Raw genomic sequence first — 19,822 nt, 5'->3', positions numbered from 1 at the left:
TTCTCGCGGAGTAACTTGTGATGCTGATAATCTGTTGACTAGCAGTCTGACTCCACAAGCACCCACACGAATTGCTTGATTCAGTTGTTAAAGAGCGGTTGGTTAAGATCTTTCGTCTCAACCGAGGCGCGCATTCTACAGCAGCCTCATTTGCTGTCAAGTGATTATTTTCAGAAGCTTTCAAAGTTTCGCTTGGAAATCTTTAACAACTTCAACCACTTGCGCTTCAGATCTCTCGTCAGCGGGAGGCGAATTCTACAGCGTTACACGCTGCTGTCAACACCTCTTTTTCAACTCCCTTTCGGCTTCGATGAACTGAAGCAACCCGCTGTCGAAAACTGCGTAACTCTTTGTTTACCAAGGAGTTTTCCGTTTCGACTGCGCCGGAAGTGGGGCGAATTATAGGCCTCCAGAATCTGCCGTCAAGCACTGATTCGGGTTTCTATCGATATGTGCAAAAACACTGCTTATATATAGACGCGCCAGCAGGGAATGCGCAGTATATTGCCCAACACAAATAGAAATACCCTAGATGCCTATATTTTGGACGATGCCACGTAATGAATGATCAGCCTCGCAGCCTAGCTTCTACCCTGTTCTCGGTTGGGCTGCTGCTCATAGCCATGGCGTCGATCCAGTCCGGAGCCTCCCTGGCCAAAAGCATGTTCTCCGTTGTCGGCCCACAGGGGACGACAACATTACGACTGATTTTTGCCAGCGTGATCATGATGCTGATATTGCGTCCATGGCGGGCAAAACTCACCGCAAGGTCCCTGCGCACCGTCATCGTCTACGGGATGGCGCTGGGCGGCATGAACTTCCTCTTCTATATGTCGTTGCAAACCGTCCCGCTGGGCATCGCGGTGGCGCTTGAATTCACCGGCCCGCTGGCGGTGGCGATCTACTCCTCGCGTCGCGCGATCGACTTTTTGTGGATCGCACTGGCTGCCGTCGGCTTACTGTTACTGATACCGACGGGAGAAGCGACCGCCGGCATCGATCTCGTAGGCACCGGTTATGCCTTGGGTGCCGGGGTCTGCTGGGCACTGTACATTTTGTTCGGGCAAAAAGCCGGGGCCGACAATGGCGTGCAAACCGCCGCGCTGGGGGTAATGATCGCTGCGCTCTTCGTAGCCCCCATAGGTATTGTCCATGCAGGTTCCGCTCTGCTGAGTCCGTCATTGATCCCTATAGCCCTCGGCGTCGCCATCTTGTCCACGGCCCTCCCCTACACACTGGAGATGGTCGCACTGACCCGCATGCCGGCCAGGACCTTCGGCACACTGATGAGTATCGAGCCTGCCTTCGGCGCGCTATCTGGCTTGCTGTTCCTTCACGAATACCTCTCGCTGTCACAGTGGATGGCAATCATGTGCATCATTCTGGCATCCGTCGGTGCCACCATGACCTTGAGCTCTGCCACCAGGCCAGCAGTAGCGGCAGATTGAGAGCTGATATGTCACGGGTCTGGTATTTGCCGCTCAATTAGGCCATGTTTAGCCTCGCAACCCAGAGTCATACCACGGACAATTTCAGAAAGGGATATCGGTACGCGTCTAGCGAAAGCGAATGCAGCCAGACCCGGGCACAAGATCCGGGGACGCTATAAGGACAGTAATGAAACGAATGTTGATACTGATCGCCGTACTTGCAATTGCGGGCTGCGCAGCGACCTCGGAAACTCAGATCAAGCACGGCAAGAAAGGGCTACACATCAACTGTTCCGGACTGTCTTCGTCCTGGGACAAATGCTACGACAGCGCCGCCAATTCCTGCGCACCCAAGGGGTACAAGGTCATCGCCAAGTCGGGAGATGCCGTGGAAGAGCCCGGCGATTATCCGTTTGGCCTCAATCCTGCGGGCTATACCAGCCGCAGCATGATTGTCATCTGCAAATAGGCAGGGCCGTTGCGTCAGGTCCTCGGACTGGCGATCTGACGGCCAATTTCCTCGTAGCTGGACTTCAGCACTGTGCGCTGGATATCCGGGCTAGCCAGCATGCGCGCCACGACCAGCGCGCCAATACATTGCGACAGAATCGCCCACGCCAGGCTGTCGCTTTGCAGGACACCCGCCCAACTTTCCTGAAGCCGACAAATCCAGTGCTCTGCCTGCTGGCGGACAGTCACGTCGGAACGGGAAATTTCCGCCCCCAATGCCGGTAATGCACAACCGGATTCCGGATTCTCGACGTGAGACATACTCAGGTACTGTTTCAAGCAGCGCTCAAGCTTGTCACGGTCCTGCCCCTCCCCCAGTCGCGTCAGGCTTTGTCCCAACTCACGCTCGACAATGCTTGCGAACAGCTCGTCTTTCGACGAGAAATGGCTATAGAAGGCGCCGCCACTCAAGCCAATCGCTTTCATCAGGCCGTCCACGCCCACCGTTGAAAATCCGGACTTCTTGGCCGATACCGCACTGCTTTCCAGCAGCCTTTGCCTGGTTTCCAGCTTGTGACTGGCCGAATAACGCATTGTCCTTCCCCCTGGATTGCTCGTCTTGACGTCTGTCGAATCATAGCATAACGTTCGTTTAGTTAACGATCGTTTACCAAAAGGGATCTACCCATGAATAACAAGAAGGTCGTACTGGTCGTCGGTGCAGGTGATGCCACGGGCGGCGCCATTGCCAAGCGTTTTGCCCAGGAGGGTTTTGTTGCCTGCGTCACCCGGCGCAGTGCGGACAAGCTCCAGCCACTTGTGGATGCCATCAAGGCCGATGGTGGCGAGGCCCACGGTTTCGCCTGCGATGCCCGCAAGGAAGATGATGTGGTAGCACTGGTCGAGCAGATCGAAAGCGAGATCGGCCCCATCGAGGCATTTGTCTTCAACATCGGTGCCAACGTGCCGTGCAGCATTCTCGAAGAAACTGCACGCAAGTATTTCAAGATCTGGGAAATGGCCTGCTTTTCCGGTTTTCTCAATGCGCGTGAAGTGGCCATTCGCATGGCCAAGCGCCAGCGGGGCACGATTCTGTTCACCGGTGCCACTGCTGGCCTGCGTGGCGCAGCCGGGTTCGCCGCATTTGCCGGTGCCAAGCACGGCATTCGTGCGCTGGCGCAAAGCATGGCCCGAGAACTCGGCCCGATGAACATTCACGTTGCCCATGTCGTCGTCGACGGCGCCATCGATACCGATTTCATCCGCGACAGCTTCCCAGAGAAATACGCGACCAAGGATCAGGACGGCATCCTCAACCCCGAACACATTGCCGAGAATTACTGGTACCTGCACAGCCAGCCCCGCGACGCCTGGACTTTCGAACTGGACCTGCGCCCCTGGAGCGAACGCTGGTAAGCCCTCCCCTACAACAATAAGCAGAGTGCACAGAACATGAGCAAAACCGTGGAATTCCTTTTTGACCTGGGCAGCCCCACCACCTACCTGGCGTACACCCAGCTACCGGCAATCTGTGAGCAAACCGACAGCCAACTGATCTACATCCCGATCCTGCTCGGCGGTGTGTTCAAGGCCACGGGCAACGCCTCACCGGCGACCATTCCGGCCAAGGGCCGCCACATGATTCAGGACCTCGACCGTTATGCCCGACGCTACGGCGTGCCACTGAAATTCAATCCGCACTTCCCGATCAACACCCTGTTGCTGATGCGTGCCGTGACCGGCATTCAATTGCACCATCCCGAGCGTTTTGTCGCCTTCATTGACTGCCTGTTCAAGGCCCTGTGGGTCGAAGGCCGCAACCTCAATGACCCGGCAACCGTGGCGGCGGTGTTGAGCGACAACGGTTTCGATCCCAATGAAGTGCTGGCACTGACCGCCGACGAAACAGTCAAGGCAACGCTCAAGGACAACACCGAGAAAGCGGTGCAGCGCGGCGTATTCGGCGTACCCAGCATGTTTGTCGATAACCAGCTGTACTTCGGCCAGGATCGACTGGACTTCGTGCTCGAAGCCTTGAGCTAAGCCCCGACCACCAACCGCCCCGTCGCCGCTCCCGACAAGAGCCGCAGATGGGCGGTTTTTGTGGTTTGCCCCGGCGAATCGTCGCCAATTCGCCAGGGGCAGAGCCTTTGTCGACTAAATAAGCCAAGCGCTGGAGACAGCGCCCGGGCTACAGCCAATCAGATAGCCGCGGTGCGGGTATTGAGCCACTCAAGCGCGGCATCCTCGACCAACGGACTCAGGCGCTCGCGCACTTCGGCGTGGTAGGCGTTGAACCACTGCTTTTCCTCGACCGACAGCAGCGAGGTTTCCAGGCAGCGCGTATCTATCGGGCACAGGGTCAGGGTTTCGAACTTGAGGAACTCGCCGAATTCGCTTTTGCCTGCCTCACGGTTCATCGCCAGGTTTTCGATCCGCACACCCCAACGACCCGGACGATAGGTGCCCGGTTCAATGGACGTGATCATGCCGGGTTGCATCGCGGTTTGCGGTGCAGGTGCGGCCTGATAAGCGATGACTTGCGGACCTTCGTGGACGTTCAGGAAGTAACCGACGCCATGACCGGTGCCGTGACCGTAGTCGACACTTTCCGCCCAGATGGGCGCACGGGCGATGGCATCGAGCAGCGGCGACAGGATGCCTTTCGGGAACTGCGCGCGGGACAAGGCAATCACGCCCTTGAGCACGCGGGTGCAATCACGTTTTTGCTCATCGGTCGGTGTGCCCACCGCAACCATCCGCGTGATGTCGGTGGTGCCGCCCAGGTACTGGCCGCCGGAGTCGATCAGCAGCAGACCGTCCCCTTCGATCACCGCGTGTTCTTCTTCGGTGGCGTGGTAGTGCGGCATCGCGCCATTAGCGTTGAACGCGGCGATGGTATTGAAGCTCAGCGACACATAATCCGGACGGCGCTCACGGGCGGCGGTGAGTTTTTCATCAATGGTCAGTTCGGTGATGCGCTCACGCCCCAACGCCGAGTCCAGCCAGGCGAAGAATTCGCACAGCGCTGCGCCGTCCTGTTCCATGGCCTGACGGATGTGTTCGGCATCGGCCAGGCTTTTTTGCGATTTGGCCAGGGTGGTCGGGTTCAGGCCTTCGATCAGCTTCACCCCGCTGTTCAGGTTGTCCAGCAACCCCGCCGTGACCCGCGCCGGGTCGACTTGCAGGCTCGCACCGCTCGGCACGGCGCGCAGTGCGGCGGCGACCTCGCTGTAATCGCGCAAGGTCACGCCGTCCTGTTCGAGGATGGCGCGCAGCTCGGCGCTGACTTTGCTCAAGGCGACAAACAGCGTGGCCTGCTGTTGATTGATCAGGGCGAAAGAAACAAACACCGGGTTGAACGACACGTCGCCGCCACGCAGGTTGAACAGCCAGGCGATATCATCCAGGGTGGCGATGAAATGCCAGTCGGCACCCCGCGCCTGAAGGGTTTCACGCAGTTTGGCGAGTTTTTCGCCACGGCTGACGGTCGCCTGTGGAGGCAGGTGCTGATAGATCGGTTCGTTCGGCAGGCCTGGGCGGTCGCTCCAGACGCCGCTCAACAGATCGATGTCGGTGCGCAGGCGAGCGCCGCGCTCTTCAAGCTTGGTGCCCAGGGTCCGTGCCGAAGCCACGGCCATGACCGCGCCGTCGACTGCGACAACGCCACCCTCGGGGGTTTGCTCGGCCAGCCATTCCAGTGGCCCGGGTTGACCCGGTTGCAGCTTGACCAGATCAATACCGCTGCCCTTGAGTTCCTTGGTCGCCTGCTCCCAATAACGGCTGTCGGCCCAGACGCCGGCAAAGTCCGGGGTCACGATCAGGGTGCCGACCGAACCATGGAAACCCGACAACCACTGGCGCCCTTGCCAGTAACCCGGCAGGTATTCGGACAGGTGCGGGTCGGCCGACGGCACCAGCAAGGCGTGAATGCCCTCCCGGCTCATCAGTTCGCGGGTTTGCGCCAGGCGCTGGGGCACCGAGCCATTGATCGAAAGCTGCGTATTCATCGTGTCTCCTGCTAATCACTTGTTCATTATTGTTGAGTGCCGATCAACGTCGGCACTTCGTCGCCCTATTGCCAGAATGCCGGAGCACTGGCGCAGGCTGCCTTGATCAGTTGAACCGCCTGGTCGATGTCCTGCTCGGTGGTGAAACGCCCGAGGCTCAAGCGGATGGTGCGGCCGGCCGAGCGGGCATCGAGCCCCAGGGCCAGCAGTACATGGGATGGGGTATTGCTCGCGGAATTGCAGGCCGACGTCGCGGAAAACGCGATCGAGGCCAGCAACGCCGCCGGGTTGAACTCGCCTTCGCTGAAGGTAAGACTCAGGGTATGGGGAATGCGCTGGGTCGGGCTGCCGTTGAGACGCACGCCGGGAATACTCTGCAATTGCTCGAGCAAGCGTTCACGCAAACGCACGATGGTGGCTTTCTCTTCATCGAACGCAGCCGCCGCCAATGCAAAGGCCGCGCCCATGGCCACAATCTGATGGGTCGCCAGTGTGCCGGAACGCAAACCGCCCTCATGCCCGCCGCCATGGATCTGCGCCTGCAAACGCTGTTGTGCACGCGGACCGACGTACAACGCGCCGATACCTTTGGGGCCATAGAGCTTGTGCGCGGAAAACGACATCAGGTCCACCGGCCACTGCCCGAGATCGATCGCCACTTTGCCCGCGCCCTGTGCGGCGTCGACATGGAACAAAGCCCCGCGATCACGCACGACCTGACCGATGGCGGGAATGTCGTTGAGGGTACCCAGTTCGTTGTTGACCAGCATCAGCGACACCAGGAAGGTGTCCTCGCGCATGGCTTCGCTGACCGCTTGCGCGGTGATCCGGCCCTCGGCGTCCGGCACCAGATAGGTCACCGCGACACCGGCATCCTGCAGTTGCCTGGCGGTATCAAGAATGGCCTTGTGTTCGATCTGGCTGGTGATGATATGGCCGCCGCCAGTGCCGCGGGCCTGGGTCACGCCTTTGAGCGCAAGGTTGTTGGATTCGGTGGCGCCGGAGGTCCAGACGATCTGCCCGGGCGTCGCGCCGACCAGTTCGGCGACCTGGTGTCGCGCCTGTTCGACCGATTGCCGGGCCTGCTGGCCGAAGACGTGGGAGCTGGAGGCCGGGTTTCCGAAATTGCCGGTAAAGCCCAGACACTCGACCATCACCTTGATGACCCGCTCATCCACCGGCGTGGTGGCGGCGTAATCGAAATACAACGGACGTTTATTCATAAAAGACTCGCAGAGCGTGTTCCGGGATCAGGAAGCTCGTGACTGCAAACGGCAAAGCGCAGCCTTGTGAGCTGCGCGCTGTTTTCAGAACGCTACCAATACCTGATCGGATGCCGTTAAAGAAGAACTACTTCATTTAATAGTGCGTAGGAACGCTCCTGAAAACTCAGCTTAACAGGCATCGGGCAAGCGGTTGAAGCAATGCGTCAGCTAAAGCTTTCGAGCAACAGCGGATACAGCGAACCCACGAGCAGCGCGGCCATGCCCCAATTGAACAGGCGCAGCCAGCGGCGATCTTTCAGAACATTGCGCAACAGCGTGCCGCAAGCGGCCCAGACACCGACGCTCGGCAGGTTGATGATCGCAAAGACGGCCGCGATCACGATCACATTCGTGAAGTAACCCTGCATCGGTGTGTAGGTGCTGATGGCGCCAATGGCCATGATCCAGGCCTTGGGATTGACCCACTGGAACGCGGCGGCACCCAGATAGCTGATCGGTTTCGCCTCGCCCTGCTGACTCTCCGACATGGGCCCGGAATGGGCGATTTTCCACGCCAGATACAGCAGATACGCCGCCCCCGCATAACGCAGAACGGTGTAGAGCAAAGGGTAAGTCTTGAATACCGCACCAAGGCCAAAGCCGACCGCCACCACCAGTACAAAGAAGCCACAAGTGATGCCGAGCATGTGCGGAATCGTGCGGTTGAAGCCGAAGTTCACCCCGGATGCCAGCAACATGGTGTTGTTCGGGCCGGGTGTGATCGAGGTGACGAGGGCAAACAGGGCGAAGCCCAGCAGCAGGTCGAGTGAGAGCGTCATGGGTGGCAGTCCGTCAGGGTCGGTCAGGTGTTGACCCTATCGCACACCCCGGACGAAACCCATGGACAGTTACGCGAAACTTGGAGCAGTACAGTTTCGCTTCAGCTTGAACGACCGTGAAGCTGTACAGATCGCCCGGCGTTCATTTCACCCTGATTGTCGAAGTTGAACGACTTTTGCGGCTGGCCGAGCAGTTCGGCTTTTTTCGCGTGGTATTCGTCGAAGGACAGACCGCGGCGGTTCAGCGCCTCCAGTGCCAGTTCCTTGCTTTCTTCAGCCGTGTAAGGCCGAAGCTCAGGGGAAACATGGCTGGCACATCCGGTGAGTACTGAGACGGCGAGCATCAGCAAAGTGGCAATCATCGGTTTCATTTTGGCGTCCTGGCGACTGGGTTCAAGGCAATGAACACAGGCTACTCGCGCCTCCCGGCCAGCAGAAATCAACGCTTTCAATAGTGGCTATCAAGAAATGGCGATCATTGTCGATTGCCGGGAGAACGCGGGCCGGGAGCGCACTGGTTGGAGCCGGCCTGATGGCACTTGAATGGCGCTGCTGCTCGTCGGGCAGTCGGTGAGGCGAAAAAGGCTGGCCTATATTTATTCGGTCGTACAACGGCACAGGTACTTTCCATTCACAAAACAACAACAGGGAGATCCATCATGAGCGTCAAACCCATTCCAGAGGGGTATCACAGCGTCACCCCCTATCTGGGCATCAACAAAGCCGCCGAAGCCATCGCGTTCTACAAAAAAGCCTTTGGCGCCGTTGAAATCATGCGCCTGGACATGCCCGGTGGCAGTGTCGGCCACGCTGAACTGCGCATCGGCGATTGCCCGATCATGCTGGGCACACCGTGTGATCAAGGGCCGCTGAGCAACCCGGACAACTCGCCGTCCGTGGGTCTGCATTTGTACGTAACGGATGTCGACAAGTCCTATAAACAGGCGATCGATGCCGGCGCAACCGTTGTATCGGAGGTCAAGGATCAGTTTTACGGCGACCGTTCGGGCACCTTGAAGGATCCCTACGGGCACCTGTGGTTCCTGGCCACGCGCAAGGAAGACCTGACCCAGGAACAGATCGAGCAACGGGCGAAGGAGATGTTTGCCCAAAGTTGAAATCCCAGGTGTTGGAGCGGGCCGCTTCTCGAGCAGGCTCGCTCCAACAGGGACCCCGCCTTCAACAGCACCGCCGACTTGCTGATCACTTGCGCAAGCAAGCCCGCCCACAAATATCGGCAATGAGAAACATTTTCTTTCATTTCCCCTTTCGGGATTTCCCCTGCTCATCCGTCCTACCTAGATGCAGTCCTTTCGCGTAGGCAAAAGCCACGACTGGACCTTCAGGGCGCTCATCCCTGCGAAGCCCGCAGCCGAGCTGCCTCTCATCGAGCCAAGACCTCCAACATGTCAAAGAAGTCCCGTTCAAAAATCTGGTTCCTGGTCCATAGTTGGCTGGCATTGCCGATCTGGTTTTTCGTGCTGATCGTCTGTGTGACCGGAACCCTGGCCGTCATCAGCCAGGAGATCGTCTGGCTGGCCAACCCGCCAATGCGCGCCAGCCAGCCCTCGGACGATGCTCCGCTGCTCAGCTACCAGCAGGTCATCGAGGCCATCAACAGGGCCGAACCGCAGACCGTGGTGCAGAGCATCAGCCGCCCCGACGAGTCGCACTTCGCCCTGGATGTCGAAGTCAGCTACCCCGACGGGCGCTCGGTGGTGATTTATGTCAATCCGTACAGCGGCGTGATCCAGGGTGTCGCGCCGGAGTTCAACTTCCGCGCCTTCACCCGCGCCCTGCACGCTTGGTGGCTGGTGCCGTTCACCAATGGTTACAGTTGGGGCTGGTACCTGGTGTCGTTTCTCGGCTTGCCATTGCTGGCGTCGCTGATCACCGGGCTGGTGGTCTACAAACGCTTCTGGAAAGGCTTCTTCCGTCCGACCCTGCGCATTCGCCACGGCGCGCGGATTTTCTGGGGCGACTTTCACCGCTTGAGCGGCATCTGGTCGATCTGGTTCATCGCGGTGATTTCCGTCACCGGCACCTGGTTCCTGATCCAGGCATTGCTGTCCGATAACCAGATTTCCATTTCCACGGAACAGATCATCCCGGCGATGTCCCGCGAAGCGGTGCCGCTGTCAGCCGATGGCTCGCCCCCACCGCGTATCGACCTTGATCGCGCGATTGAAATCGCCACCCAGGAAATCTCCGGGCTGGAGGCCAGTTTCGTCAGCCTGCCGGGTAATGCCTACAGCCACCTGGATGTCGGCGGACGCGGTTGGTATCCCTTGATGTTCCAGACCGCCACCATCAACCCGTACAACGGCGAAATCGCCGCCTCGCGCCTGATCTCGGACCGTTCGGCCCTGGAGTTCGTCACCGAGTCCATGCGCCCGCTGCACACCGGCGATTTCGGCGGACTGTGGATCAAGCTGATCTGGGCATTCTTCGGCCTTTTGCTGAGCATGATGGTGCTCAGCGGCCTGCTGATCTGGACCAAGCGCACGGCGCTGGCCACGGCCAATGCCTTCAAACGCAACAACAAGAAACAGCTCGACACCGCGATACAACCGGCCACGAATAACGAAGTGTCGGGGGTCGAACTGTGAGCAAAGACATTGCAGCCCCGCAACCCTCGCGCCTGAGTCTGTTCTGGCACAAATGGCGCTTTCACCTGAACGTCCTGTTGCTGCTGATTCCACTTGGTTTCATGCCCAAGTACTTTGCCGACGAGGCATTGATGCGCGGCGACAGTGGCCTTGGCGAACGGGAAGTCGGCGAAGTCCGGGTCGGTCCCTGGAGCCTGCGCCTGGCGGAATTGCGCAATTCAGCCCCGATGCTCGAAGGCCCCGCCGGCTACATGAAGGGTTTCAACGCCGCGCTGTGCGAGGCCTGTATCGGCCAGGTCAAGGCCACTTACCTGCGCATCGGCAAGCCCCGCAGCCTGCGCGCCGCCGGGGTGATTTTCTTCGGCGCCCCGTACCGCATGGGCGCTTCGCTGCCCGTCCCGGAAAAGACCACGGCCGACGCCGAACTGTGGATCACCATGGAAGGCTGGGACGGCGCCATGCATCAGGCATCCATTCCTTTGAGCCAGGCCTCCCCCGCCACCATCGCCTGGTTGAACAAACAAGGAGGCAAACCATGATCAACCCTCTTCGCCCGCTCAACACCCTGTTGCTGGTGCTCTGCGCCGGCTTCAGCCCCAGCGCCCTGGCCCACAACCCGATGTGCGAATGCAAGGCCATCGACGCGGAGCAGATCAAGTGCACCGGCGGTTTTTCCGACGGCAGCGGCGCTCCGGGCGTGACCCTCGATGTGATCGGCTACGACGAAACCATCCTGGTGCCGGGCAAGCTCGGGCCTGATTCGACCCTGACCTTCAAGAAGCCCGGCACCGAGTTCTATGTGCTGTTCGATGCCGGTCCCGGTCACGTCGTGGAAATAGACCAAGCGGACATCGAGGCACCATGAGCACTCCAACGACCCAAGTCGTGCGCCCGGCCGGTGCCGGTCACGAAACCCTCTACGTTCTGCTGTTGTGCCTGATGATCTTGACGGTGGCCGGCTCGGTGGTGCTCTGGCGCGGTGAGTCCCTTGAGGTGAGCAGCGTCAGCAGCCATCAACTGGATGCGCGCCGTGACCTCAGTGCATCCGAGCAAGGTATCTATGCCGATCTGCGGGTGACGCTGGACGAGATCCATTTGCTGCGCCAGGAGCAGCAAACGTTGCCGACTCCCGAGGCCCTCGCCGAGGAAGGTTTTGCCCCGTTTGCCCAGGATGCCAGCTCCGTCAGCCGGGGCGGCCATGCCTGGCAATTGCTCGACGCCAAGGCCTATTTCGGCCAGAGCCAGACGCCGACGGTCACCGGTTCATTCCTGATGCGTCTGGCCGCAGCCAATGGTGCACCGGACATCTGGCTCAACCGCGCCAGCACGCTCACGGCACCGGCCGACCTCAGCGACGTCGCGCTCGAAAGCGCCGGCTGGCAGCAGGTCGTCGCGCAATTCGATGCCGGCGTGACCCGCCAGCACCGGCACTGAACCCTCGCCTTTTTCCGAGAGAAGACCGCTTTCCCATGCCCAATTCATCTCACCGTTGTTTTTTGCGCCTGCTGCTGGTCGGCTTGTTCGCCTGCCTGTTGCCATCACTGGCCAGCGCCGACGAAGCCAAGCGTCTGCGCATCGGCATCACCCTGCATCCTTACTACAGCTACGTGGCGAACATCGTCGGCGACAAGGCCGAGGTGGTGCCGCTGATTCCGGCCGGTTTCAACCCGCATGCCTACGAGCCCCGCGCCGAAGACATCAAGCGCATCAGCGGGCTGGACGTGATCGTGCTCAACGGTGTCGGCCATGACGATTTCGCCGACCGCATGATCGCCGCCAGCGAAACCCCAAAGGTCCCGGTGATCGAAGCCAACGAAAACGTACCGCTGCTGGCCGCCACCGGCGTGGCAGCACGCGGTGCCGGTAAAGTGGTGAACCCGCACACCTTCCTGTCGATCAGCGCCTCGATCGCCCAGGTCAACAACATCGCCCGGGAGCTGGGCAAGCTCGACCCGGCCAACGCCAGGACCTATACCGAAAACGCCCGCGCCTACGGCAAGCGCCTGCGCAAGATGCGCGCCGACGCCCTGGCCAAACTGACCCAGGCACCGAACGCCGAACTGCGGGTGGCCACCGTGCACGCGGCCTACGACTACCTGTTGCGTGAGTTCGGCCTGGAAGTGACAGCTGTGGTCGAGCCAGCCCACGGTATCGAGCCAAGCCCGAGCCAGCTGAAAAAAACCATCGATCAACTGCGTGAGCTGGACGTGAAGGTGATCTTCTCGGAGATGGATTTTCCTTCCACTTACGTCGACACCATCCAGCGCGAGTCCGGGGTGAAGCTGTATCCGCTGTCGCACATCTCCTACGGCGAATACACCGCCGACAAGTACGAAAAGGAAATGACCGGCAACCTCAATACCGTGGTGCGGGCGATTCAGGAGTCGGGGGCATGACATCGAAGGAAACCATCCTGGCCGATGCAGAATCCCCTGTGGGAGAGAGCCTGCTCGCGAAGGCGTCCAGTCAGTCAATATCATCGTTGACTGACACACCGCTATCGCGAGCAAGCTCGCTCCTACAGAGTTCGGGGCCGATGCTGGATTTTGCTGACGTCAGCCTGGCCCTTGGCCGCACGACGATCCTCGACCAGGTGACCTTCAAGGTCCGCCCCGGCAGTGTGCATGCACTGGTCGGCCCCAACGGCGGCGGCAAGAGTTCGCTGATCAAGACCCTGCTCGGGCAAATGCCGCACCAGGGTCGTTTGAGCCTGCAATGGCCCGCCGGGCCGGGGACCATCGGCTATGTGCCACAGGCGCTGGAGTTCGACCGGGGCTTGCCGATGACCGTCGAGGATTTCATGGCCGCCATGTGCCAGCGTCGCCCGGCCTTTCTCGGCTTGAGCAAACACTACGCGCCAGCGATTGGCGAGGCGCTGGAGTGGGTCGGCATGCAGGACAAACGCAAGCGCCGCATGGGCGCGCTGTCCGGTGGCGAACGGCAACGGGTGTTGCTGGCCCAAGGGCTGATTCCGCCTCCGCAATTGCTGGTGCTCGACGAACCGATGTCCGCCCTCGATGAGGCCGGCATCCAGGTGTTCGAACGCTTGCTCGGCGACTGGCGAGCGGCGGGCATTACCGTGCTGTGGATCGAGCACGACCTGGAAGCGGTCGGGCGCCTGGCCGATCACGTCACCGGGCTCAATCGCCGGGTGCTGTTCGACGCCACGCCGCAACAGGCGCTGACACCGGAGCGTCTGTTGACGCTGTTCTCGACTCACCCACGGAGCCCTGCCTGATGAGTTACGAAGCTTTTCGCCTGATGGTCCAGGGCTGGGCGTCGTCGGGTTATCTGCCCGAGGCGCTGGCCTATGGGTTCGTGGTCAACGCCTTGATCGCCGGACTGCTGATCGGCCCGGTGCTGGGTGGCCTGGGCACGCTGGTGGTGGTCAAGCGCTTCGCGTTTTTCTCCGAGGCGGTCGGTCATGCTGCGCTGACCGGCGTGGCCATCGGCATCCTGCTCGGCGAACCCTATACCGGGCCTTACGGCAGCCTGTTCGGCTACTGCCTGCTGTTCGGCATCCTGCTCAACTACCTGCGCAACCGCACCGGCCTGGCGCCGGACACCTTGATCGGTGTGTTTCTCTCGGTGTCGCTCGCCTTGGGCGCGAGCCTGCTGCTGATTCTGGCGGGCAAAATCAACGTGCACATTCTGGAAAACGTACTGTTCGGCTCGGTACTGACGGTCAACGGCAATGACCTGCTGGTGCTGGCCATTGTCGGTTCGCTGGTCATGGCCCTGGCCTTGCCTTTGTACAACCGCATCATGCTCGCCAGTTTCAATCCGCAACTGGCGGCGGTACGCGGGGTGGCGGTGAAAACCCTGGATTATCTGTTCGTGATTCTGGTGACGCTGATCACCGTCGCCGCCGTGAAGGTTATCGGCGCGATTCTGGTGGGCGCCCTGCTGGTGATTCCGGCCGCCGCGGCACGCCTGCTCAGCCAATCGCTGAAGGGCTTTTTCTGGTGCTCGGTACTGATCGCCACCGTCAGCACCCTGTGCGGGATTCTCGCGCCGATCGTCTTCGACCTGCCGATCCCGTCCGGTGCCGCGATCATCCTCGTGGCCGGCATCGCCTTCGCCCTGGCCGCCTTCGCGCGCGGCGTCGTCCCCAGCCTGAAAGGGAACCTTGGATAAATGACTTTTTCACTGCGCCAACTGACCCTCGCCGTCGCCCTGTGCGGGCTGGCGACAACGACCATGGCCGCCGACAACGGCAAACCGCTGCGTGTACTGGCCTCCTTGCCGATTACTTATGGGCTGGGTGAAGTCTTGCTCAAGGGCACCGATGTCAGACTCGAACGCGCCGCGCCGGCCAACCTGCCCGGCAGCCGCCAGACCGCCTACTTCACCGGCCGTGGTGCCCCGGCGCGGGCCAAGCTGGCGAACGATGCCGATGCGGTGATCGGCCTGCGCTCACTGTGGCCGGATGACCCGCTTTACCCGATCTCCCGGCGCAGCAACATCCGCATCGTCGAAGTCGACGCCGCCCGCCCGTTGGACGGCGCCCTGCCCGGCATAGCCGTACAGCCCGACAACAAGGTCGACGGGCTGAACAGTCAGCCGTGGTTCTCCAGCAATAACATGGGGCGCATGGCCGATGTAATGGCGGCGGACCTGGTGCGCCTGGCCCCCGAGGCCAAGCCGAAAATCGACGCCAACCTGGCAGCGCTCAAGCAGCGTTTGCTCAAGCTCAGTGCCGCCAGCGAGGCGCGGCTGGCCAATGCGGACAACCTCAGTGTGATGAGCCTGAGCGATCACTTCGGTTACCTGATCAGCAGTCTCAATCTGGAATTGATCGGCCTGGACCCACGCGCCGATGCCGAGTGGACACCGGAGGCGCTAAAGCAGTTGGGCACAACCCTCAAGGACAATGACGTGGCGGTGGTGCTGCATCACCGGCAGCCGTCAGATTCGCTGAAAGCGGTGATTGCCGGGTCGGGTAGCCGGTTGGTGGTGTTGAGTACCGATGCCGAGGATCCGGTGGCGGAGCTGGAGGGGAATGTGGATCTGGTCATCAAGGGGCTTAGTGGCGTGTAACCTCAGTTGGACCGCGTTATCGTTCTTCGCGAGCAAGCCCGCTCCCACATTGGAAATGCGGTCCCCTGTGGGAGCGGGCTTGCTCGCGAAGGCGGCCTTACAGACAACACAAACTCCAGACCTGAAAAAGCCCGCCGACTGTTACCAGTCCAGCGGGCTTCTTTTGGCGTGACGGATCAGTGCGCCAAAGCCGCCGGCTCGTCCATTTTCTGCCGCAGGCTCAACGGACGCATGTCGGTCCAGGTCTCTTCAATATAAGCCAGGCATTCCTTTTTCAGCCCGCTTTTGCCCACGGTGCGCCAGCCTTGTGGCACGGCTTTGTAGTCGGGCCAGATCGAGTATTGCTCTTCGTGGTTGACCACGACCTGAAAGAGGATGTCCTCGCGGTCGAATACTGACGTCATGGTGTCTCTCCATCGTTTTCGGGCGGGCTGCGCTGTGTGCGCAGCCGCTATGTAGAAAGAACGTTCCGCAGGGCGGAAAATTTAAGGATTGGCAGTGGCGGCGACCAGGGCCCGGCCGAAGATTTCGGCCACGCGATCGATCTGCACAGCGGTAATCACTAATGGCGGCAGGAAGCGCACCACCGCGCCATGGCGACCACCGAGCTCCAGGATCAAGCCACGCTTGAGGCATTCGCGCTGCAGCAGGGGTGCCAGGCGGGCGAAGGCCGGCGGATGGCCTTGGGCATCCAGTGCGCCGGTCGGGTCGACCAGTTCGATGCCGAGCATCAAGCCACGCCCGCGAATGTCACCCAGTTGCGGGAAGTCCCGCTGCAGGATGCGCAGGTGCTCGGCCAGGCGCTCGCCCATCGCGGCGGCATGCTCGCAGACCTTGTGCTCCACCAGATAACGCATCACCGCGGAACCGGCGGCCATGGCCATCTGATTGCCACGGAACGTCCCGGCATGGGCGCCCGGCAGCCAGGTGTCGAGCCAGTCGCGATAGACCACGACCGCCAGCGGCAGACTGCCGCCGATGGCCTTGGACATCACCACGACATCGGGAATGATCCCGGCATGCTCGAAGGCGAACATCTTGCCGGTGCGAGCGAAGCCACTCTGGATTTCATCGACGATCAGCGCGACACCAGCCGCTTCGGTGATCCGCCGCACACCGCGCAACCAGTCCAGATCCGCCGGGATCACCCCGCCCTCGCCCTGCACCACTTCCACGATCACCGCCGCCGGCAATTGCACGCCAGCCTCGGGATCATTGAGCAGGTTTTCCAGGTAACTCAGGTTGGCTTTCACCCCTTGCGCGCCGCCGAGCCCGAACGGGCAGCGGTAATCGTAAGGGTACGGCATGAACTGCACGCCGCTGCCGAGCAAGGCGCCCAGGGGCTTTTTCGGCCCCAGGCTGCCCATCAGGCTCAACGCGCCCTGACTCATGCCGTGATAACCACCCTGGAAAGACAGCACGGTGCTGCGACCAGTGGCGGTACGCACCAGTTTCAGTGCTGCTTCCACGGCGTCGGTGCCGGTCGGGCCGCAGAACTGGATCTTCGCTTCAGCGGCCAGGGCTGCTGGCAGCAAGCCGAACAAGTCCTGGACAAACCGGTCCTTGACCGGCGTGGTCAGGTCGAGGGTATGCAGCGGCAGTTCATCGGCCAGCACTTGCTGGATGGCTTCGATCACCACCGGGTGATTGTGTCCCAGGGCCAGGGTCCCGGCTCCGGCCAGGCAATCGATGAAGGTTCGACCTTCGACGTCTTCGACATACAGGCCCCTGGCGCGCTTGAGTGCCAGGGGAATGCGCCGTGGATAGCTGCGGGCGTTGGATTCCTGCCGGCTCTGACGGGCCAACAGCGGCGATTCGTTGAATTGATAAAGCGTCTCGGCGGGCGTCGCCGGCTGCTCTTCGATAAGGCTGGTAGCGACTGACATCTCTCGACCCCTCAATACGCTGCTGATAGTGACCAAAACTGCACACCGGGCAGGTGCGCGGTCCGGTCACGGGGCGCACTTGTCAGGTTTTCCTGTTCTGGAAACGCATCAGCGCTGGAAGGATTTAGGCGGATGGAGAGAAGTTACAGTCGACGGCAAACACAGTTCCCCGGTGGGAGCGAGCCTGCTCGCGAAAGCGGTGTATCAGGCAACATTGATGTCGACTGACACGACGCCATCGCGAGCAAGCTCGCTCCCACAGGTTTTTTCAGTGCTTTTCAGATCGGTTGCAGTGGCATAGTCAGTTCAACCCGCAAACCGTCCGGCCGGCTATCGAAATGCAGCGTGCAACCGCAACGCTGAACGATGGCCTGGACAATCGCCAGCCCCAGACCACAACCGGTGCTCTGACCGTTGCGCCAGAAGCGCTGGGTCAGGTGTTGCAGATCTTCTTCGGCAATCCCCGGCCCATGGTCGCGCACCACGAACTGCACACGATTGCCGGTGGTTTCCAGGCTCAACTCCACCGTTTTGTCCGCAGGGGTATGGCGCAGTGCGTTGTCGAGCAAGTTGCGCAGCGCGGCAATCGACAGCACGGCGGGCATTTGTACAGGCGCGGCGGAAACCTTACCGGGCGCCTGAAACCTGATGCGCTGGCGATCGCCGCTCGCCGCGTCCTGGATCGCCAGTTTCGCCACTTGCTCGGCGTTGCACTGCACACCATCGTCAAACGACAGACTGCCCTCGACTCGCGCCAGCAACAGCAACTGTTCGAGGGTCCGGTGCATGCGGTCGGCGCCCTCTTCGGCCCGGGCCAGGGACTGATCCCGGGCGCTACCTTCAGTCATCCGCGCCACTTGCAGGTGGGTCTTGATCGCGGTCAGCGGGCTACGCAGTTCGTGGGCCGCGTCACCGGTCAGGCGACGTTCGCGCTCGATGGTCTTGCCGATGCGCTGGAGCAACTGATTCTGGGTTTCCAGCAAGGGCTGCAGCTCGCTGGGCAGCGGCTGGATCTGCAAGGGTTCGAGGGAGTCGGCGCTGCGGCGCATCAAGGCGTCGCGCATGCGGTTGAGCGGCGCCAGCCCCTGGCCGATGCCCAGCCAGAGCAGGCACAGGCAACCGAGCAGCGCCACGCCCACCGGCACCGAAGCGGCCAGCAGGATCGACATGTTCAACGCCTCGCGCTCGATCTGCCGGTCGGCGGTGGTGATACGCAGATCGCCCCGGGCCAGTGTGAAACTGCGCCACGGCGCGCCGTCGATCATCTGATCGTGAAAACCGAGTTTCTCGGCCTCCAGGGTCTGCTGCGGCTCGGTGTGACTGCGGGCGAGGATTTCACCGCGCAACGAACTGACCTGACAGGCCATGCCACCCGGAATGTTCAGTTGTTCGGCGCTGAAATGGGTGCCCTCGCCCTTGCTCGGCACGGGCGGCAGTTGCTCCATCAGGCCGGCGACCATGCGCGCCGAGGCCACCAGGCGCTGGTCGAGGGAAAACATCATTTGATTGCGCAAATCGCTGAGCATCCAGGCCGCGGCCAGGGCCCAGATCAAGGCAAATGCGGCGCCGAGCGTCAGGCTCAGGCGCAAACGCAGACTCATCACTTCGATTCTTCTCCGCCATCAGCCGGCCCCAGGCGATAACCCAGGCCGCGCACCGTCTCGACAATGCCGTTGCCGAGCTTGCGCCGCAGGTGATGGATATGGACGTTGAGGGCGTTGCTTTCCAGTTCGTCGTTGAAACCGTAGACGCTGTCCTTGAGTTGCTCGGTGGACAACACGCGGCCACGGTTATGCAGCAAGGCCTGCAGCAATGACTGCTCGCGACGCGACAGGTCCACCGGCTGCCCCGCGAGCGTGGTTTCGCGGCTGCTCGGGTCGTAGGTCAGACGACCGTGCTCGATCAGATTGACGCTGCGTCCCGCTACCCGCCGTAATAGGGTATGTAAACGCGCGGCGAGTTCGCGCAGGTCGAACGGTTTGAGCAGGTAATCGTCGGCGCCGGCTTGCAGGCCGTCAACCCGGTCGGTGACCGAATCCCGCGCGGTGAGAATCAGCACCGGGATTTCCAGGCCATGGTGACGCAACTGCTGCAGCAACTTGAGGCCATCTTCATCGGGCAGGCCGAGATCGAGCACCATCACGTCGAACTCCGCGACCTTGAGCATCGCCCGGGCGGCGGACGCCGTGGCGACGTGTTCCACGGTCAGGCCTTGGGCGGTCAGGCCGGCGACGATACCGCTGGCGATCAATTCATCGTCTTCGCAAACCAGTACGTGCATGGGGAGCCTCGTAGAAATAAAGCCTATTAAGCCGTTGACCGATTAAGTCGACATTATGCCGCAAGCGCCATC

Annotated in this window: 22 protein-coding genes; 13 read left to right on the top strand and 9 right to left on the bottom strand. The window is 61.1% G+C overall.

What is annotated here, in order from left to right; translation table 11 throughout:
* Positions 1–560 precede the first annotated feature (560 nt).
* Positions 561–1,448 carry a threonine/homoserine exporter RhtA gene (gene rhtA, locus KGA96_RS25210; RefSeq protein WP_223515291.1) on the top strand — a complete coding sequence of 296 codons (888 nt, stop codon included), beginning with the start codon at positions 561–563 and terminating at the stop codon, positions 1,446–1,448.
* Positions 1,449–1,617: 169 nt separating this feature from the next.
* Complete coding sequence (locus KGA96_RS25205) at positions 1,618–1,899, top strand: hypothetical protein (protein ID WP_046040530.1); 282 nt, start codon at positions 1,618–1,620, stop codon at positions 1,897–1,899.
* Positions 1,900–1,913: 14 nt separating this feature from the next.
* Here KGA96_RS25205 and KGA96_RS25200 read toward each other — a convergent pair whose 3' ends face one another.
* A complete protein-coding gene (locus tag KGA96_RS25200) occupies positions 1,914–2,474 on the bottom strand; it encodes a TetR/AcrR family transcriptional regulator (RefSeq protein ID WP_046040532.1) in 561 nt (186 codons plus the stop codon).
* Between the two features lie 93 nt (positions 2,475–2,567).
* Here KGA96_RS25200 and KGA96_RS25195 point away from each other — a divergent pair, with 93 nt between their 5' ends.
* Together KGA96_RS25195 and KGA96_RS25190 are read left to right on the top strand one after the other, a co-directional pair.
* Positions 2,568–3,296 (top strand): SDR family oxidoreductase, encoded by a 729-nt coding sequence (locus tag KGA96_RS25195; protein ID WP_046040535.1) that lies wholly within the window; start codon positions 2,568–2,570, stop codon positions 3,294–3,296.
* 36 nt (positions 3,297–3,332) lie between these two features.
* Positions 3,333–3,923 carry a 2-hydroxychromene-2-carboxylate isomerase gene (locus tag KGA96_RS25190; RefSeq protein WP_046040537.1) on the top strand — a complete coding sequence of 197 codons (591 nt, stop codon included), beginning with the start codon at positions 3,333–3,335 and terminating at the stop codon, positions 3,921–3,923.
* A gap of 158 nt (positions 3,924–4,081) precedes the next feature.
* Here the strand turns inward: KGA96_RS25190 and KGA96_RS25185 are convergent, their stop codons facing one another.
* The 4 genes from KGA96_RS25185 to KGA96_RS25170 form a co-directional block, all read right to left on the bottom strand.
* Positions 4,082–5,890, bottom strand: coding sequence for an aminopeptidase P family protein (locus tag KGA96_RS25185; protein WP_046040540.1), 1,809 nt, complete (start codon positions 5,888–5,890; stop codon positions 4,082–4,084).
* 65 nt (positions 5,891–5,955) lie between these two features.
* Entirely contained in the window at positions 5,956–7,113 is a 1,158-nt protein-coding gene (locus tag KGA96_RS25180) for a cysteine desulfurase family protein (RefSeq protein ID WP_223515289.1), read from the bottom strand.
* Between the two features lie 206 nt (positions 7,114–7,319).
* Positions 7,320–7,934, bottom strand: a complete 615-nt coding sequence (locus tag KGA96_RS25175; RefSeq protein WP_046040543.1) for a LysE family translocator — start codon at positions 7,932–7,934, stop codon at positions 7,320–7,322.
* A gap of 101 nt (positions 7,935–8,035) precedes the next feature.
* Positions 8,036–8,305: a lipoprotein gene (locus KGA96_RS25170; RefSeq protein WP_046040546.1), complete on the bottom strand. Its 270-nt coding sequence runs from the start codon at positions 8,303–8,305 to the stop codon at positions 8,036–8,038.
* Between the two features lie 288 nt (positions 8,306–8,593).
* Here KGA96_RS25170 and KGA96_RS25165 point away from each other — a divergent pair, with 288 nt between their 5' ends.
* The 9 genes from KGA96_RS25165 to KGA96_RS25125 all read left to right on the top strand — a co-directional run bounded on the left by KGA96_RS25165 (position 8,594) and on the right by KGA96_RS25125 (position 15,583).
* Positions 8,594–9,052, top strand: a complete 459-nt coding sequence (locus KGA96_RS25165) for a VOC family protein (protein WP_046040548.1) — start codon at positions 8,594–8,596, stop codon at positions 9,050–9,052.
* Between the two features lie 288 nt (positions 9,053–9,340).
* A complete protein-coding gene (locus KGA96_RS25160; protein ID WP_046040549.1) occupies positions 9,341–10,543 on the top strand; it encodes a PepSY-associated TM helix domain-containing protein in 1,203 nt (400 codons plus the stop codon).
* The gene (locus tag KGA96_RS25155; protein WP_046040550.1) at positions 10,540–11,082 is read left to right on the top strand and encodes a hypothetical protein; all 543 of its coding nucleotides are present in this window, start codon (positions 10,540–10,542) and stop codon (positions 11,080–11,082) included. Before KGA96_RS25160 ends, KGA96_RS25155 begins: the two co-directional genes overlap by 4 nt.
* Complete coding sequence (locus KGA96_RS25150) at positions 11,079–11,408, top strand: hypothetical protein (RefSeq protein WP_046040551.1); 330 nt, start codon at positions 11,079–11,081, stop codon at positions 11,406–11,408. The genes KGA96_RS25155 and KGA96_RS25150 overlap by 4 nt, the downstream gene beginning before the upstream one ends.
* The gene (locus KGA96_RS25145) at positions 11,405–11,977 is read left to right on the top strand and encodes a DUF6162 family protein (protein ID WP_046040552.1); all 573 of its coding nucleotides are present in this window, start codon (positions 11,405–11,407) and stop codon (positions 11,975–11,977) included. The genes KGA96_RS25150 and KGA96_RS25145 overlap by 4 nt, the downstream gene beginning before the upstream one ends.
* A gap of 35 nt (positions 11,978–12,012) precedes the next feature.
* Positions 12,013–12,939 (top strand): metal ABC transporter substrate-binding protein, encoded by a 927-nt coding sequence (locus tag KGA96_RS25140; protein WP_046040554.1) that lies wholly within the window; start codon positions 12,013–12,015, stop codon positions 12,937–12,939.
* Between the two features lie 140 nt (positions 12,940–13,079).
* On the top strand, positions 13,080–13,781 hold the full coding sequence (locus KGA96_RS25135; protein ID WP_185754778.1) for a metal ABC transporter ATP-binding protein: 702 nt from the start codon (positions 13,080–13,082) through the stop codon (positions 13,779–13,781).
* Entirely contained in the window at positions 13,781–14,680 is a 900-nt protein-coding gene (locus tag KGA96_RS25130) for a metal ABC transporter permease (RefSeq protein WP_046040558.1), read from the top strand. Before KGA96_RS25135 ends, KGA96_RS25130 begins: the two co-directional genes overlap by 1 nt.
* On the top strand, positions 14,681–15,583 hold the full coding sequence (locus tag KGA96_RS25125; protein ID WP_223515287.1) for a metal ABC transporter substrate-binding protein: 903 nt from the start codon (positions 14,681–14,683) through the stop codon (positions 15,581–15,583).
* A gap of 176 nt (positions 15,584–15,759) precedes the next feature.
* Here the strand turns inward: KGA96_RS25125 and KGA96_RS25120 are convergent, their stop codons facing one another.
* The 4 genes from KGA96_RS25120 to KGA96_RS25105 all read right to left on the bottom strand — a co-directional run bounded on the left by KGA96_RS25120 (position 15,760) and on the right by KGA96_RS25105 (position 19,750).
* The gene (locus KGA96_RS25120; RefSeq protein ID WP_046040562.1) at positions 15,760–15,987 is read right to left on the bottom strand and encodes an MbtH family protein; all 228 of its coding nucleotides are present in this window, start codon (positions 15,985–15,987) and stop codon (positions 15,760–15,762) included.
* 81 nt (positions 15,988–16,068) lie between these two features.
* The gene (locus tag KGA96_RS25115) at positions 16,069–17,469 is read right to left on the bottom strand and encodes an aspartate aminotransferase family protein (RefSeq protein ID WP_046040564.1); all 1,401 of its coding nucleotides are present in this window, start codon (positions 17,467–17,469) and stop codon (positions 16,069–16,071) included.
* A gap of 278 nt (positions 17,470–17,747) precedes the next feature.
* Positions 17,748–19,073, bottom strand: a complete 1,326-nt coding sequence (locus tag KGA96_RS25110) for an ATP-binding protein (protein WP_046040566.1) — start codon at positions 19,071–19,073, stop codon at positions 17,748–17,750.
* The gene (locus tag KGA96_RS25105) at positions 19,070–19,750 is read right to left on the bottom strand and encodes a response regulator (protein ID WP_046040568.1); all 681 of its coding nucleotides are present in this window, start codon (positions 19,748–19,750) and stop codon (positions 19,070–19,072) included. Before KGA96_RS25105 ends, KGA96_RS25110 begins: the two co-directional genes overlap by 4 nt.
* Positions 19,751–19,822 lie beyond the last annotated feature (72 nt).

The sequence above is a fragment of the Pseudomonas sp. GL-R-26 genome, assembly GCF_019947365.1.
GTDB lineage: Bacteria > Pseudomonadota > Gammaproteobacteria > Pseudomonadales > Pseudomonadaceae > Aquipseudomonas.
This window is presented reverse-complemented; position numbering and strand designations above follow the sequence as displayed.

Coding starts and splice junctions, on each gene's coding strand:
- KGA96_RS25200 (WP_046040532.1), bottom strand. CDS start 2,474: ATGCGTTATTCGGCCAGTCACAAGCTGGAAACCAGGCAAAGGCTGCTG.
- KGA96_RS25195 (WP_046040535.1), top strand. CDS start 2,568: ATGAATAACAAGAAGGTCGTACTGGTCGTCGGTGCAGGTGATGCCACG.
- KGA96_RS25165 (WP_046040548.1), top strand. CDS start 8,594: ATGAGCGTCAAACCCATTCCAGAGGGGTATCACAGCGTCACCCCCTAT.
- KGA96_RS25135 (WP_185754778.1), top strand. CDS start 13,080: ATGCTGGATTTTGCTGACGTCAGCCTGGCCCTTGGCCGCACGACGATC.
- KGA96_RS25150 (WP_046040551.1), top strand. CDS start 11,079: ATGATCAACCCTCTTCGCCCGCTCAACACCCTGTTGCTGGTGCTCTGC.
- KGA96_RS25120 (WP_046040562.1), bottom strand. CDS start 15,987: ATGACGTCAGTATTCGACCGCGAGGACATCCTCTTTCAGGTCGTGGTC.
- KGA96_RS25205 (WP_046040530.1), top strand. CDS start 1,618: ATGAAACGAATGTTGATACTGATCGCCGTACTTGCAATTGCGGGCTGC.
- KGA96_RS25130 (WP_046040558.1), top strand. CDS start 13,781: ATGAGTTACGAAGCTTTTCGCCTGATGGTCCAGGGCTGGGCGTCGTCG.
- KGA96_RS25175 (WP_046040543.1), bottom strand. CDS start 7,934: ATGACGCTCTCACTCGACCTGCTGCTGGGCTTCGCCCTGTTTGCCCTC.
- KGA96_RS25125 (WP_223515287.1), top strand. CDS start 14,681: ATGACTTTTTCACTGCGCCAACTGACCCTCGCCGTCGCCCTGTGCGGG.
- KGA96_RS25145 (WP_046040552.1), top strand. CDS start 11,405: ATGAGCACTCCAACGACCCAAGTCGTGCGCCCGGCCGGTGCCGGTCAC.
- KGA96_RS25190 (WP_046040537.1), top strand. CDS start 3,333: ATGAGCAAAACCGTGGAATTCCTTTTTGACCTGGGCAGCCCCACCACC.
- KGA96_RS25170 (WP_046040546.1), bottom strand. CDS start 8,305: ATGAAACCGATGATTGCCACTTTGCTGATGCTCGCCGTCTCAGTACTC.
- KGA96_RS25105 (WP_046040568.1), bottom strand. CDS start 19,750: ATGCACGTACTGGTTTGCGAAGACGATGAATTGATCGCCAGCGGTATC.
- KGA96_RS25140 (WP_046040554.1), top strand. CDS start 12,013: ATGCCCAATTCATCTCACCGTTGTTTTTTGCGCCTGCTGCTGGTCGGC.
- KGA96_RS25185 (WP_046040540.1), bottom strand. CDS start 5,890: ATGAATACGCAGCTTTCGATCAATGGCTCGGTGCCCCAGCGCCTGGCG.
- KGA96_RS25180 (WP_223515289.1), bottom strand. CDS start 7,113: ATGAATAAACGTCCGTTGTATTTCGATTACGCCGCCACCACGCCGGTG.
- KGA96_RS25115 (WP_046040564.1), bottom strand. CDS start 17,469: ATGTCAGTCGCTACCAGCCTTATCGAAGAGCAGCCGGCGACGCCCGCC.
- rhtA (WP_223515291.1), top strand. CDS start 561: ATGAATGATCAGCCTCGCAGCCTAGCTTCTACCCTGTTCTCGGTTGGG.
- KGA96_RS25160 (WP_046040549.1), top strand. CDS start 9,341: ATGTCAAAGAAGTCCCGTTCAAAAATCTGGTTCCTGGTCCATAGTTGG.